Consider the following 14706-nt stretch of genomic DNA (forward strand, 5'->3'; position numbering starts at 1 on the left):
TTTGTTAAAGAAACGGCGCTTATTGCGGAAAAAGGGAAGTTGGATTTTATTTTTGTCGCCGATGGTCTGTATATTAATGAAAAATCAATTCCACATTTTTTAAATCGCTTTGAGCCGCTGACGGTATTATCTGCGTTGGCCAGCATCACTCGCAATCTGGGACTGGTTGGCACTGTCTCCACGTCATACAGCGAGCCCTTTACCACCGCCCGGCAGTTTGCCAGCCTCGACCATCTCAGCCAGGGCCGTGCCGGATGGAACGTGGTGACGTCGCCTCTGGAAGGGTCGGCAAAAAACTATTCCCGCGCCCAGCATCCAGAGCATGCCCAACGTTATCGTATTGCCGATGAATATTTACAGGTAGTGAAAGGACTGTGGGATTCCTGGGAAGATGATGCTTTTACCCGTAACAAGGCAAGCGGAGAATTTTTTAATCCGCAAAAATTGCACACGCTTAACCATCATGGGGATTATTTCCAGGTTGCCGGGCCGTTAAATATCGGGCGAACACCACAAGGCCGTCCAATTATATTTCAGGCTGGGGCTTCATCCGATGGCAAGAAATTAGCAGCGCAGCATGCTGATGCCATTTTTACTCATCAGGAGTCGCTGGCGGAAGCTAAAGCGTTCTATCAGGATGTAAAAAGCCAATTAGCAACCACCGGGCGCGGTCCCGAACAATTGCATATATTCCAGGGCGTCAGCGTCATTGTTGGCGACAGTGCAGAGGACGTAGAGCAGCAGTATCAGACTACCGCTGCGCTGGTTTCCATTACTGACGCACTGAACTACCTTGGCCGCTACTTCGAACATCATGATTTTGCCCAATATCCGCTGGACGCACCGTTCCCGGATCTGGGTTCTCTCGGACAAAACAGCTTTCGCAGTACGACTGATGAGATCAAACGCACTGCGCGTGAGCGTGGCTTAACTCTCCGCCAGGTTGCACTGGAGGCGGCCAGCCCACGTCCGCGCTTCAGCGGCACGCCGCAACAGGTAGCCGACGGCCTTCAGCAGTGGTTCGACGAGAAAGCGGCTGACGGTTTTATCATTCAGGGAGGAACGCCGGATACCTTCCCACGTTTTGTCGAACAGGTTATCCCCGTGCTTCAGGCTCGTGGCCTGTTCCGCCATGAATATCCCGGTACGACCCTGCGCGCAAGCCTGGGATTAGCGACACCTGCAAATCAATTCACACAATAAGAGAAAAACGCTATGCAGAAAAAATCAGTTTTCCTCGCGCTGTCGCTGGCCTTCAGCGCGACCGTCTGGGCAAATGACGTGACTATTAACGGCACGGGCGTAAGCCTGGAAGCCAATAAAACGCCGATTAATACGGCAAAAAATCCGCAGGCGATTGCGCAATTACCTGCGAACCTGCACCTGGCTGTACCGGGCAAATTCACCGTGGCGATTGCCGGGCTCAGTCAGCCGCCGCTGACCGTGTTTGCCGATGACAATAAAACACTGATCGGCAGCGAGGCGGACATTGCCCGTCTGGTGGCAGACAGTCTGGGGCTGGAACTCAACGTTGTGCCCACATCATGGGAAGACTGGCCGCTGGGCGTCACCTCCGGCAAATATGATGCCGCGATCAGCAATATTACCGTCACAAAAGCGCGCAAAGAGAAATTCGATTTCGCGACCTATCGTAAGGACTCCCTGGGCTTTTATGTCAAAACCGGCAGCAAGCTGAAGAAAATCGAGCAGGCGGAAGATATCGCCGGTCTGCGCATTATCGTCGGTTCGGGGACGAACCAGGAAGCCATCCTGCTGGCCTGGAACGATGAAAACGTGAAGAAAGGGTTACAGCCGTTTACGCCAGTGTATACCAAAGACGATGCCGCCCAGACTCTGGCCCTGCAGTCAGGTCGCGCTGATGCCTACTTCGGTCCTAACGTTATTGGCGCGTGGAAAGCCGCGCTCAACGGTAAAACACAATTGGTGGGTAGCGTTGATGGCGGTTGGCCAAAAGCGGCACATATCGCCGTGACGCTGAAAAAGGACAGCGGTTTGGTTCTGCCTGTGCAAACCGCCCTCAACGGCGTGATTGGCAACGGCGACTACGACAAGGTACTGAACCGTTGGGGGGAAGGGGTGGAACGCATTCCGCAATCTGAGATCAACCCAGCCGGGTTAGGCGACTAAGGAGGTTATCGTGAGCGATCAATTTCGCGTGGTCTCACCTGAAGCCAGCGAGCTGCAACCCATTTTAAACGGTCTATTTGGTGAATATGCCGCCCGCTATGGCGATTATTTTTCTCGCGACGCAGAGGTGGAGCTGACCGAATGGTATCTGGCGCCGCAGGGGCTGTTCGTAGTACTGGAACGTAACGGTGAGATCATCGCCACCGGGGCCTACAAACCTTACGACAAAGATACCGCCGAGATTAAGCGTATCTGGACGAAAAGTAGCCTGCGACAGCAGGGGCTGGCGGCGCGCGTAGTGCAGGAGCTGGAGCGTAGGGCGCTACTCGCGGGCTACAGCCGGATTTATCTGACCACAGGATTTCGCCAGCCGGAGGCCGTCCGGCTGTATTTAAGTCAGGGCTACGATCCGCAGTTTGATACGGAGCGCGATCCCGAAGAGTACAGCCAGCCGCCGTTTGATGGACGACTGCGCTTTACTAAACTGTTGACCATCGCCGGTCAGGCCAGAATAGCCTGAGGAGATAAAATGAAAACGACTGATAGCATTAAAGTCGTACCGGCGCGCTATCCCATGCGTACCGTCGGAGCGATCATTGCTTTGTTTGTTCTGGCGGTGATTATCCAGTCCGTGGCGTTTAACCCGCGCTGGGAATGGGCCGTGTTTGCCCGCTGGTTCTTCGATCCGGTTATCTTGTCCGGTCTCGGGCAAACATTGTTGCTGACGCTTATCGGTACGCTGTTGAGTATTCTCATCGGCGGTCTGCTGGCGCTGGCGCGACTTTCATCTTCCTGGCTGCTGAACGGTCTGGCATGGGGATACATCTGGCTGTTTCGCTCGTTACCGCTGATTGTCGTGTTAATCGTTCTGTACAACTTCTCCTATCTGTACGACACGTTGACGATTGGTATTCCGTTTACTCCCATTCAGTGGGGCAGTTTTGAGACCATCAATGTACTCGGCCAGTTTTCCACTGCGGTAGTCGGCCTGACGCTGGTGCAAAGCGCCTATACCGCTGAAATTATTCGTGGTGGATTTTTGGGGGTTGATCACGGTCAGTACGAGGCTGCTGCGGCGCTGGGCTTACCGGCATGGCGACGTACGCTGCGAATTATCCTGCCACAGGCGCTGCGCACTATTTTGCCTGCCGGGTTCAATGAAATCATCAGTCTGGCGAAAGGGACGGCGATGGTATACGTGCTGGCCATGCCTGAGTTGTTCTACACCATCCAGATGATCTACAACCGCACGCAGGAGGTGATCCCGCTGCTGATGGTCGGCGCGGTGTGGTATCTGGTGATCACCAGCGTCCTGTCGTTAATTCAGCACCTGGTCGAACGCGCGCTGGCACGTAGCGAACGACGTTCAGCGATCAATACCGCCCGGGTGAGTCGTGCAGAAAAACGCAGTCGTCAACGTCCGCAGCAGGAGACCGTCCATGTCCCACTTGCCTGAAGGCCATATTTCTATTACCGGCGTCAGCAAATACTTTGGTCGCCACAAAGCGCTGGATAATGTGTCGCTGGAGATCCCACCCGGTACGGTAACCGTTATTCTTGGCCCATCCGGCTCCGGGAAATCCACGCTTTTGCGGACTATCAACCATCTGGAGCGCGTCGATGAAGGGTTTATTCAAATTGATGGCGATTACATTGGCTATCGTCGGCAGGGAGACAAGCTGTATGAGTTGAAAGAGGCGGAAATTTTGCGCCAGCGCGTTAACGTCGGCTATGTGTTCCAGAACTTTAACCTGTTCCCGCACTTAACGGTGCTGGAGAATTTGATTGAAGCGCCCATTGCGCACGGTCTGGCAACACGTAAAGCCGCCACCGAGCGGGCATTAACCCTGCTTGATGCGGTAGGACTGCGTAATAAAGCCGATGCCTGGTCGCGTCACTTATCCGGCGGACAGCAACAACGTATCGCCATTGCCCGTGCACTGGCATTAAATCCGCGCGTCATGCTGTTTGATGAACCCACGTCAGCGCTTGATCCCGAACTGGTGGGCGAAGTGCTGGATGTTATCAAAGCGCTGGCGCAGTCGGGAACCACGCTGGTTGTAGTAACGCACGAGATTGGCTTCGCCCGGGAAGTGGCGGATCAGGTGGTGTTTATGGTCGATGGCAAAATTGTCGAGCAGGGCAGCAGCGAGCAGGTGCTGAATCATCCACGCCACACGCGTACCCAGCAGTTTTTGTCGAAAGTGCTTTGAGTACTGCGTCCAAAGAGTGAAATTATCAAGAAAATATGAACGTCCGTTAATCCTAAATTAGTTTTCCTTTCGAGTAACAAACTTAGTGACTAATTATCAAAAAATCACTTTATTATCATGTGAATAATGACTTGGATCTGGAATATATCACCCTTAGTAAAGTTGTGAGCAAGCATAGTAAAACTTTGCTTAAATCATGTGTTATGTATCATGCCATTGAGTATTACCACTTTTTAACTAAAGAATTGAAAATGGTAAGAGCACTGGCCTGTCTCGGCGATAAAACAAGTTATGGAAAAATTATTACTGCTTCTGCATCCTGGTATGATGGTGATAGAGCTATTGCCCAAACCGGTGACAGGGCAATTTGTCGGAAATGCAATGGACATTTTCCAATTTTCGCTTCTGCAGTGGACTGGATGGAAAATGGTAAAGCATATGTAGCTACTGGCGACAGGGTGTTGTGTGGCTGCTCCAATCACTATGTTTTTGGTACAGCCACACAATATACCAGCAGTGGCGCGGGTACTTTAACCACCCGCGACACCAGTCAATTATCGATAATGATGCAGAACTCACAGGATGTCAGCAGCAGAAACTGTATTCGTTTTAAGTGTGCAGATGATAACGGCAGACTGATGGTGGATTGCCGGTATCTTCTCATACTCCCGGACGGCCATACAGAAACGGGGAATACAGATAGCCAAGGGATGACAGAGTGGCATTATGCTGAATCCGCTGAAAATATTAACCTGCACATATTAATGGATTAATTATGGCTGTTTATCCGCTCAGCACCCGTATTCGCTCTAATGTTCCTGCAAACTCTTTATTATATGATCTATCTATTTATCGTATGAATGCTGACAGAAATAAATATTATCTGATAGATGTGAGACAGCAGAAATTTAAGGATAACTACCAAACTCAGATACATATGTCTGAAGATATAAATGAGCCTCTATCAACTATCTACATTATGGAAATGACGCTTTATCGTAAGACGATGCTGCATACTCACAGTGTTACTCCAAAGCCTTTCACAAAGATGTATACGCTTGCAGAATTTAGTACAGGTAAAGCATGGTCTGAGGCTAAACGTGAAAATCTCTGTTATTTTGAATCGGCAGGTACACCTAAACCTGAAAGTCAGGGCGGTGAAACGAAAATAATTACCATAACCCGCGAGGAGAGACCATTTATAGCAAAAGAATATCCCATTGGTAATTCCAGGGATCCTTTTGATAAAAAATTAGTAGAACGTCAAATAGAAGAAAGATTTAACGGATTTGATTTCCCTAATCAAATAGCTGCAAGTGTATGTGGACCTGCAGCATTTTTTTACTGCCTGCAAAAGGATCGCCCTGATGTGTATGCGCAAGCTGCCCGTGAACTTTGGCGATACGGAAAAACTAAAATAGGTAATTTAATCATTTCGCCAGGTAAAGGCTGTCGGCATCCTACAGGTGCATTTTACTATGATGACGGCAGACCGAAGATAGCCGGTACTGACTGGATGACACTTGCTGGACTCAGAGATTCAGAGAATACAATGCTGAGCTTTGATGCTCTTGATTCTCCAGTTGCTGGTATCACAATTTGGCAAATTTTGGCAGAATGGTTTGAAAAAGTCGGCTATAAAATGGTTTTCAGTAATGTCGGTATTACTCAGGCGGGTGTTCAGGGAATCAGAGATTTAAATAAATATATTGAGCAAGATTATAAAGTCGTAACATTGATAAATGACGGGCTTCTTGTAAATAGTACAAATAAAACAACATTACCTACACACTGGGTTGTTTGGAATGGTTCAGTCATGCAAGATCCTAATGGATATATTAGTTTAGAATTGTTTTCTTGGGGAAAGGAAAAAAACTGGATAAAACCAAACAAAGATTTGCAATTTTTTATCAACAGGTTTTTTGGAGGGATGGTTTTCAAATCATTGAAATAAAATGGGAAAATTTTTTTTGATTCTGCCTTTATTTTTACTGTCTGCCTGTTCGTTGCAGGCAGAATTCACTCCAGAAGGGGAGGTGCTTAATGATGCAACTGTTGGCATTCCCTATTGTAACCAAATAAATATATTTGGTGGAGTAGTCCTTTCTTATGATCTTTATGGTAAACAAGTCATTGCTGGAGATATTCATCCAGATAATTTAGGGCTTCACTTACAGTATTGTGATGATAATGAATTCAATAATTGTATCCAGATTAGAGGGACACCAACAAAAGCAGGCATAGCTAAAGTGCGAGTACATGGGGGCTTAGGTGGCGGAATGCTTTCAAAATCAGGAGAGTTCGATAAAACCTATACTATTACGGTCAAAGATTCAGAAGGATCTTCTTAAGATCGTTTGAGAGGCGCTCTCAGCATAGCCCATCAAGATACGAGAACCCGCTCAGAGACAAGTTTTCTCATTTCTTGATGGTTAAAAACAGCATTAACGTACAATATTAGGTGCTGAATCATCCACGCCACACGCGTACCCAGCAGTTTTTGTCGAAAGTGCTTTGAGACACATTGCGGCACAAGGGTGTGCCGCACAGGGGTTATACAGTGACGACGATTTTGCCTACCTGACCGTTGGCTTCCATGTATTGATGTGCCTCGACGATATCATCAAAGGCGAAGGTTTTATCAATCAGCGGCTTGAGCTGCCCGGACTGCAATCCTTTAAAGATAAACCGTTTCGCTCGCGAAAGTTTTTCTGCGTCCGAGGTGATTTCAAAAATTTCATAACCACGGAAAGTCAAATGGCGACCGAGGATCTCAATGACCGGTATAGAAAGGTCGCGTGCATCAAGCGAGCCATATTGGAAAAAGATCCCACCGGCCGGCATCACCTGGGCAATTTTTGCCACTCCCGGGCCACCGACCGGATCGAAGACCACACGGGTTCCTTTGCCATCAGTAATGCGTGAGATCTCAGTGACAAGATCTTGCTCATGACTGGCGATAACATCTGCTGCGCCAAGCTGCAAAAGCTGGTTTCGCTTCTCGCTGGTTCGCGTCATCGCAATAGGCTTTGCGCCGAGCATATTAGCAATCTGAATTGCCGCCAGTCCGACGCTACTGGAAGCAGCATTGATCAGCACATTATCTCCAGGTTTAATATCCGCATATTCAACCAGTGCACCGAATGCGGTCACATACATCATCCAACTGGCGGCGGCTTCGGCAAAGCTGAGGTTTTGCGGATGCTTTACGACCGCGTGCGCCGGGGCATTAACGACTTCTCCATACATACCATATTGATGAAAGCTGAAAGCCGGAATGACGCTAACGTAATCCCCTGGTGCAAACTCACCTACGTTGTCTCCTACAGATTCAACGACTCCGGCAGTTTCATAACCCAACCGTGCCGGGAAATTAGGTTGGTAAATATACTGACCTGTGCGGTACATAATCTCCGCACGGTTGATACCAATTGCCCGTACGCGGATCTGAACCTCATTTGCATCAGGCGCGGGAACCTGCATGTCCTGAATCTTCAGGACGTCAGCGTCACCAATTTGATTAAAAACTACGACCTTAGACATAGCAGACCTCAGTAAATTGTTCTGTATTGGGTCTGCACAATTTAACGATTCAGATGAGAGTGAAAAACCGCAGTTGCGGAACTTCACTATTACTCATTTCGTAACAATCCCTGAAGCCGCGGTTTTTGTTGGCTAAAAAGTTCGCACAGCCAGTCAATGAATACCCGTACGCGAGGGGTGAGGTGACGCCTGTCGGGGTAAAGCACAGAAACCGGTTTTGATTCTCCAGCGTAATCGGCCAGCACCTCAACGAGCTGACCCGACTGGAGGTAGGGGGCCAGCACGGCATGAACACCACGTATGATGCCGAGTCCAGATAAACAGCCGGTCAGCAATATATCGGAGTTATCAACGCTTATCCGCCCGGTGGGCGTGAACGATAAAGTTTTACCTCCGCTAATGAAGGACCACTCCAGCGCTTCCCGGTGACGCTCGCTAAAAAAGTTAAGCGCCTGGTGTCGGGATAAATCCTCTGGCGTCTGTGGTACGCCATGTTGTTGCAAATAATCCGGTGACGCGCAGGTCACCATCTTTACTTCACCAAGTCGCCTGGATATCAGGGAAGAGTCTTGTAATTCGCCGATACGGATCATGCAGTCGATACCTTCGGCAAGCATATCGATTTTACGGTCGGTGGAGGTGAGTACCATCTCGATGTCAGGATATCGCGACTGGAAATCTTTCAGCGCAGGAACTAACACGGAATGCGCCAGCGACAGAGGGGCATTAACCCTGAGTTTTCCGCGTGGCGGGCGGGTTGGCGAGAAAGAGGCCATGATGTCATCAACGTCGCCAAGCAGTATTTTTGTGCGTTGGTAAAAAGCGTCACCTTCATCGGTCAGCGTCACTTTACGGGTTGTGCGGTTAAGTAACTTTGCCCCCAGTTCGTCTTCAAGATGCTGGATGGCTTTGGTCACTGCGGGGCGATGCAGGTGTAATACGTCTGCAGCTCTGGCAAATCCACCTTGCTCAACAACCTGTATAAAAATGGTCATATATTCAAACATACTGGAACGCATCGCTTATTTCTCCCGATATCCGATCATTGTTATTATGAGAGTAATAATCATGCCTGCATAGGTTATTGAATGCTGCTCTACACTTAGTGTTTTAACGTTGAGGGTTACAGCATGATTAAGGTCTATGGGGTGCCGGGCTGGGGATCGGCCATCAGTGAAGTGATGCTCACACTGGCGGAGATCCCTTACAGTTTTATTAATGTCGACGGTTTTGACAGCGATGGTCCTTCGCGGGAGTTGCTTAAGACAATGAATCCGCTATGCCAGGTGCCCACACTGGTACTGGAAAATGGCGAAGTCATGACGGAAACTGCGGCGATCGCCCTGATGATCCTCGATCGTTGTCCCGAGCTTTCGCCCTCCGTTGGGCGCAGCGAGCGTCAGCAGTTCCAGCGTCTGTTGATATGGCTGGTGGCAAATGTCTATCCCACATTTACCTATGCCGATTATCCTGAACGCTGGGTGCCGGATGCTCCGACGCAGTTGAAAAAAAATTGTATTGAGTACCGAAAATCTCTCTATATGTGGTTGAATGACCAGCTAAGCGCCGAGCCGTACGCTTTCGGAGAGCAGCTAACCTTGCTGGACGTCTATATTTGTGTGATGCGTAGCTGGGGGCCGGGACATGACTGGTTCCAGGACAACACGCCGAATATTAGCGCTATCGCTGATGCGGTTTGCCAGCACCCACGGCTACGTTCCGTGCTGAAAAACAATAAGATTATTTGAGAAAACACACTTTCTGACCAAAACAATAAGGAACCTGCTATGCCGCACGTTGATATTAAATGTTTTCCCCGCGATCTGAGCGACGAGCAAAAATCCGCGCTGGCGGCGGATATTACCGACGTCATTATTCGTCATTTGCAAAGCAAAGACAGCTCGGTAAGCGTGGCGCTGAATCAAGTTGAGCCAGAGGCGTGGCAGGGCGTGTGGGATGCGGAGATTAAGCCGCAGATGGCAACGTTAATTAAAAAACCTGGCTACAGCATGTGAGATAAAACGGGCGAATTTTCCGCCCGTTTTCAACAGGTTTACGGTGTAACGATGTTAAACCAGAATTCGAACTTATCCATATAGCCGAGCATAGCGTCAAGTTTAGCGCCGTCGCCGGTTATCTTCACATCGCCGCTGTCTTGCGCCTGTTTCAGCGTCACTTCCTTGAGGATGATTTTATTGAGCGTGTCGCGACTCAATGTGATGGTGGCGTCAGCCTCTTTTGCTTCGGCATTGGCGGTATGGTTTAGCACGCCATTTTCCAGTTCAAGCTTATATTTACCACCGTCGCTGCCAAGGTCGATGTTAAACACCGATTTGGCATCACCCGCTTTCTGCCCGTTAATATGTACCGCCAGATAGTCGAAGAACATTTCCGGCGTCATGGCGCGTACGGTATCCGGGCTGGCGGTGTTCGGGGTTGGGCCTTTAACCACACCATTACGCAGCTCTTGCGCGCCGGTCAGGTAGAAGTTGCGCCACGGACCGGATTCAGCCTGGTATCCTAGCTGTTCCAGCGCATCAGCTTCCAGGTTGCGCGCGGCCTGGTTATTGGGATCGGCAAACACCACTTTGCTCACCACCTGGGCCACCCAGCGATAGTTACCCTGGTCATAGTCGGCTTTCGCTTTCTGCAGAATGGCGTCCGCTCCGCCCATATAGTCGACGAATTTCTTCGCCGCTTCTTCCGGCGGCAGTTCATCCAGCGTTGCCGGGTTACCATCAAACCAGCCGAGATAGAGCACATAGGTCGCTTTCACATCATGACTGACGGAACCATAGTAACCGCGATTAGCCCAGGTATGCGCCAGTGAGTCCGGCAGTTTAAAGTTCGCGGCGATTTCATCGCGGGTCAGACCTTCGTTAGCCATACGCAGCGTCTGGTCGTTGATGTAACGATACAGATCTCGTTGGCTTTTCAACAGGTTCACGACTTTGTCATTACCCCAGGTTGGCCAGTGGTGCTGCGCCATCAGGATTTCTGCTTTATCTCCCCAGCGTACAATCGCTTCGTTAATGTATTTGGACCATGGCAACGGCTCACGAATTTTGGCCCCGCGCAGGGAGTAGGTGTTGTGCAGGGTGTGGGTGACGTCTTCAGCAGACTCAATCAGTTTCTTCTCTTCGATATACCACAACATTTCTGACGGCGCTTCGGAGCCTGGGGCCAACATGAAGTCATAGGTCAGGCCATCAATGACCTCTTTTTGCCCATCTTTTTCAATTATATTGGTTGGCGCAATCAGGGTGACGGTTCCCGCGGAGGTCGTGGTTCCCAGTCCGGCACCAACCTGACCTTTGGCATCAGGTTTTAGTAGATTGCCGTACATATAGCTCGCGCGACGGCTCATGACGTTACCGGCCATGATATTCTCAGCCACCGCCGCTTCCATAAAGCCGGCAGGTGCATAAATCTTCACTTTGCCCGCTTTAACGTCTGCTTCATCAACAACGCCGCGTACGCCGCCGTAATGGTCAACGTGGCTGTGCGTATAAATCACCGCGACAACGGGTTTTTGACCGCGGTTTTTAAAGTAAAGATCCATCCCGACTTTGGCCGTTTCTGCTGATACCAGCGGGTCAACAACGGTGACGCCTTCTTTACCTTCAATGATCGTCATGTTGGACAGATCGAGGTTACGGATCTGGTAAACGCCTTCCGTCACTTCAAACAGTCCGCTGATGTTGATCAACTGGGACTGACGCCACAGGCTCGGATTTACCGTATCCGGGGCTTTATCGCCTTCTTTAATGAACGCATATTGTTGCGGATTCCAGATGACATTTCCTTGCTCACCTTTGATCACATCCTGAGGAATAGGGGCGATGAAGCCTTTATGAGCATCGGTAAAGTCGGTGTTATCGGAGAAGGGCAGTTGATTGAAAAGCGCATTGTTCGCTTGTTGCGTGGAAGCGGTTGCGTCCTTTGGCGCTTCAGCGGCAATCAGGGGAGCAGAGGCAGAGGTGAGTAACCCGGCAAGGATAAAACTTTGTGCGATTCTATTCAGTTGCATCGTAAAACCTCTCTGACACTTTATAAGTACAGTTGGGGGATGCTGCTTTGACTGATTGGATTTGGAATAGATATTTGAGTTAGAGCAAGTTTAACTATAATTCACGCAAATGATTCAGCAAGGAAGGACAGCGATTCATCCGACTGGTTTTTCAGAAGTTTTAAGAAGACGGTGAGGGATGAAAAGCATGAGCCGCCATTCGTTAGCAGACAATTATTCACCTGCGGTAATGCGTCTCCCTATGGAGACAAACGTTCCGGCCCCAAGGTGATGCAGGGTAGTGAGCTTGTCATCATCAAACTGCCATCGCCCTTCCACGAAGGCTCTCTCATCAGCGGCCGCCGAGACCACTTCCCCAAACAGGGTGTCATACTTTTCCTGCGCCGCCGTTGCAGGCAGTAGACGGCATTCCATCCAGGCCAGGCATTTTGCTTCTATCAGCGGTAAACCCAACACCGGTCCTTGCACCACAGGAATGCCGTAGCAGTTGAATTTATCTTCCACGCGACCGGAAACGCTGCCAACGGCCCAGGTCCAGTTGGCGGCGGCAACCCCCGGAATAACGATGCCAAACATGCCGCTGCGTTCAATCAGTTCCCGCGACCAGGCGGTTTTATCAACCACAATTGCGATACGTGGTGGTTCAAACTCAACGGGCATTGACCACGCAGCAGCCATCACATTCCGCCGCTCTGTATGATCGTCCCGACTGGTAATTAAAATGGTAGGGCCGTGATTTAGCAGTCGACTGGCATGTTTTAGTTCGAGAGGACGAAAATGGCTCATGGATGCTCCTTGGCTGAGAGATAACACACCACAATTAACTTAGATATTAACGGTATTAGCGATTTTGTCGCCTCGTGAGGAAGAACAACGCACAAAATCGACAGCGTAAAATTAAAAATGCGTTATAAGTACAACATTACACAAACAGGAAGCTGGTATGACGCCTTTTTCAAACGCTTATTTTGCCCGTATTGGCTGGTCAGGTTCGGCCAACGTCAACATTGAAACCCTGCGAGCGCTGCATTTACTGCACAACAGCGCCATTCCTTTTGAAAATCTCGATGTACTGCTGCCACGCGAAATGCAACTCGACGACGCATCGCTGGAAGAGAAACTGGTGACGGCGCGTCGCGGCGGTTATTGTTTTGAGCAAAATGGGTTATTTGAGCGGGCGCTCCGCGAAATCGGTTTTACCGTTCGCAGTTTACTTGGACGTGTGGTACTGGCGAATCCGTCAAGCCTACCGCCACGCACGCATCGTCTGCTGCTGGTTGAGCTGCAGGGAGAGCAGTGGATCGCTGACGTCGGATTCGGTGGGCAAACGCTGACAGCGCCGATTCGTCTGCAGGCAGATGTTGCACAGCACACACCACACGGAGAGTATCGTCTGATTCAGGAAGGTGAAGACTGGATTTTGCAGTTCCTTCATCACGAACACTGGCAATCAATGTACCGTTTTGACCTGGTTATGCAGCATCAGAGCGATTATCTGATGGGCAACTTCTGGTCGGCGCATTGGCCGCAGTCGCATTTTCGTCACCATCTGCTGATGTGCCGTCATCTGCCAGACGGCGGTAAATTTACGTTAACCAATTTTCATTTTACCCATTATCAGGATGGCCATGCGGTAGAGCAGATTAATCTGCCTGACGTCGCCAGCCTGTACGCCTTATTGCAGGCGCGGTTTGGATTGGGCGTGGATGATGTGAAGCATGGATTTACTGAAGAAGAATTGGCGACGGTAATGGCGGCGTTTGATACGCACCCGGAAGCGGGGAAATAACACCATCGGGAATAGTGCCGGATGCGGCGTAATCGCCATATCCGGCCCACAGGTATAGATTAAAAATCTATCGCCCATTCGGCATGAAACAGGATCACCGCCGAACCGGTAATGGTGACTTTTTCCGGCTGGTTATCACGAATAGCGACCTTCACATCAACTATACCGTCACGACCCAGCGCGCGGCCCTGATGCCCCAGAACACGTAACGTTTTGCCATCATGCGCCATCAGTCGGTGATGAACCAGCCACGCGCCCATCGGCCCGTTGGCATTGCCGGTGACTGGATCTTCCACAATACCAATTGCGGGTGAAAACATGCGTCCATCGGTGGCGTTTTCGCCCTTACGGATTTGAAAAGGGAAGAAACCGTTACAGCCAATTTGTTGGCTGATGGTCGCCAGAGCCTGCAAATCTGGGGCAAGGGCGTCCAGATCTACCTCAGGCTTTAGCGGAATCATCACTTTCGAATGGCCGGTGGTGGCAACCTGGATCGGCAGCCCTGGCAGCATATCGTCTTCGCTCAGATGCAGGGCGTGGATAATTGCAGCGCGAACCGCGCCTTGCAGCGGAGGTTCAAATCCAGGTGTTCCTTGCTCAAGGCTAATGCGATAGTCATTCCCTACAGTTTCAACATCCACCCGATGGCGCCCGGCCAGCGAGGTTTGCCAGACGGTCGTGTTGCTCAGACCCAGTACCTTGGCCCGCACGTAGTGCGCGGCGACGGTAGCATGTCCACAGATGGGAACTTCGACCGTCGGCGTGAAATAGCGGATGTGTACATCGCTGTCGTTGCTGGTCAGCAGGAATGCAGTTTCCGAATGACGCAGCTCGCGGGCAATGAGCTGCATCTGCGCTTCGCTCAGTCCGTCAGCATGCAGCACCACGCCCGCTGAATTGCCGCGAAAGGGGACCGAGGTAAAGGCATCGACGTGGTAAACCTGTGGTTTCATTAGCGTTCTCCCTGGAATGGAGAAGCATCA

At 50.3% G+C, this 14706-nt stretch carries 14 protein-coding genes and 1 pseudogene; 10 read left to right on the top strand and 5 right to left on the bottom strand.

What is annotated here, in order from left to right; genetic code table 11:
• The 7 genes and pseudogenes from KQJ18_RS24610 to KQJ18_RS04235 all read left to right on the top strand — a co-directional run.
• Positions 1-2148, top strand: a pseudogene (locus tag KQJ18_RS24610) (NtaA/DmoA family FMN-dependent monooxygenase); the annotation flags it as partial.
• A gap of 10 nt (positions 2149-2158) precedes the next feature.
• Entirely contained in the window at positions 2159-2668 is a 510-nt protein-coding gene (locus KQJ18_RS04210) for a GNAT family N-acetyltransferase (protein WP_069324921.1), read from the top strand.
• Between the two features lie 9 nt (positions 2669-2677).
• Positions 2678-3604 carry an amino acid ABC transporter permease gene (locus KQJ18_RS04215; protein WP_216421505.1) on the top strand — a complete coding sequence of 309 codons (927 nt, stop codon included), beginning with the start codon at positions 2678-2680 and terminating at the stop codon, positions 3602-3604.
• The gene (locus KQJ18_RS04220; protein ID WP_174331414.1) at positions 3588-4361 is read left to right on the top strand and encodes an amino acid ABC transporter ATP-binding protein; all 774 of its coding nucleotides are present in this window, start codon (positions 3588-3590) and stop codon (positions 4359-4361) included. Before KQJ18_RS04215 ends, KQJ18_RS04220 begins: the two co-directional genes overlap by 17 nt.
• 131 nt (positions 4362-4492) lie before the next feature.
• Positions 4493-5134, top strand: a complete 642-nt coding sequence (locus tag KQJ18_RS04225) for a PAAR domain-containing protein (protein WP_253297446.1) — start codon at positions 4493-4495, stop codon at positions 5132-5134.
• A gap of 2 nt (positions 5135-5136) precedes the next feature.
• Positions 5137-6315, top strand: a complete 1179-nt coding sequence (locus KQJ18_RS04230; protein WP_216421509.1) for a hypothetical protein — start codon at positions 5137-5139, stop codon at positions 6313-6315.
• Between the two features lies 1 nt (position 6316).
• Positions 6317-6712 carry a hypothetical protein gene (locus KQJ18_RS04235; protein ID WP_216421511.1) on the top strand — a complete coding sequence of 132 codons (396 nt, stop codon included), beginning with the start codon at positions 6317-6319 and terminating at the stop codon, positions 6710-6712.
• 202 nt (positions 6713-6914) lie between these two features.
• On the opposite strand, the gene KQJ18_RS04240 is transcribed toward KQJ18_RS04235, so the two are convergent.
• Together KQJ18_RS04240 and KQJ18_RS04245 are read right to left on the bottom strand one after the other, a co-directional pair.
• Positions 6915-7904, bottom strand: coding sequence for a zinc-dependent alcohol dehydrogenase family protein (locus KQJ18_RS04240; RefSeq protein ID WP_216421531.1), 990 nt, complete (start codon positions 7902-7904; stop codon positions 6915-6917).
• A gap of 89 nt (positions 7905-7993) precedes the next feature.
• Positions 7994-8923: a LysR family transcriptional regulator gene (locus KQJ18_RS04245; protein ID WP_069324918.1), complete on the bottom strand. Its 930-nt coding sequence runs from the start codon at positions 8921-8923 to the stop codon at positions 7994-7996.
• 111 nt (positions 8924-9034) lie between these two features.
• Between KQJ18_RS04245 and KQJ18_RS04250 the strand changes: the two genes are divergently transcribed.
• Both KQJ18_RS04250 and pptA read left to right on the top strand, forming a co-directional pair.
• The gene (locus KQJ18_RS04250; protein ID WP_038640673.1) at positions 9035-9652 is read left to right on the top strand and encodes a glutathione S-transferase family protein; all 618 of its coding nucleotides are present in this window, start codon (positions 9035-9037) and stop codon (positions 9650-9652) included.
• A 39-nt stretch (positions 9653-9691) separates the two neighbouring features.
• Entirely contained in the window at positions 9692-9919 is a 228-nt protein-coding gene (pptA, locus tag KQJ18_RS04255) for a tautomerase PptA (RefSeq protein ID WP_069324916.1), read from the top strand.
• A gap of 38 nt (positions 9920-9957) precedes the next feature.
• On the opposite strand, the gene KQJ18_RS04260 is transcribed toward pptA, so the two are convergent.
• Positions 9958-11934: an alkyl sulfatase dimerization domain-containing protein gene (locus tag KQJ18_RS04260; RefSeq protein ID WP_199963890.1), complete on the bottom strand. Its 1977-nt coding sequence runs from the start codon at positions 11932-11934 to the stop codon at positions 9958-9960.
• Positions 11935-12147: 213 nt separating this feature from the next.
• Positions 12148-12720 carry a flavin reductase family protein gene (locus KQJ18_RS04265; protein ID WP_121529063.1) on the bottom strand — a complete coding sequence of 191 codons (573 nt, stop codon included), beginning with the start codon at positions 12718-12720 and terminating at the stop codon, positions 12148-12150.
• A gap of 157 nt (positions 12721-12877) precedes the next feature.
• Here KQJ18_RS04265 and nhoA point away from each other — a divergent pair, with 157 nt between their 5' ends.
• Complete coding sequence (gene nhoA, locus KQJ18_RS04270; RefSeq protein ID WP_160956129.1) at positions 12878-13723, top strand: N-hydroxyarylamine O-acetyltransferase; 846 nt, start codon at positions 12878-12880, stop codon at positions 13721-13723.
• 59 nt (positions 13724-13782) lie between these two features.
• On the opposite strand, the gene KQJ18_RS04275 is transcribed toward nhoA, so the two are convergent.
• On the bottom strand, positions 13783-14676 hold the full coding sequence (locus KQJ18_RS04275; protein ID WP_216421513.1) for a PhzF family isomerase: 894 nt from the start codon (positions 14674-14676) through the stop codon (positions 13783-13785).
• Between the last annotated feature and the right edge of the window lie 30 nt (positions 14677-14706).

The sequence above is a fragment of the Citrobacter sp. S55_ASV_140 genome (genome assembly GCF_018919505.1).
GTDB lineage: Bacteria > Pseudomonadota > Gammaproteobacteria > Enterobacterales > Enterobacteriaceae > Citrobacter > Citrobacter werkmanii.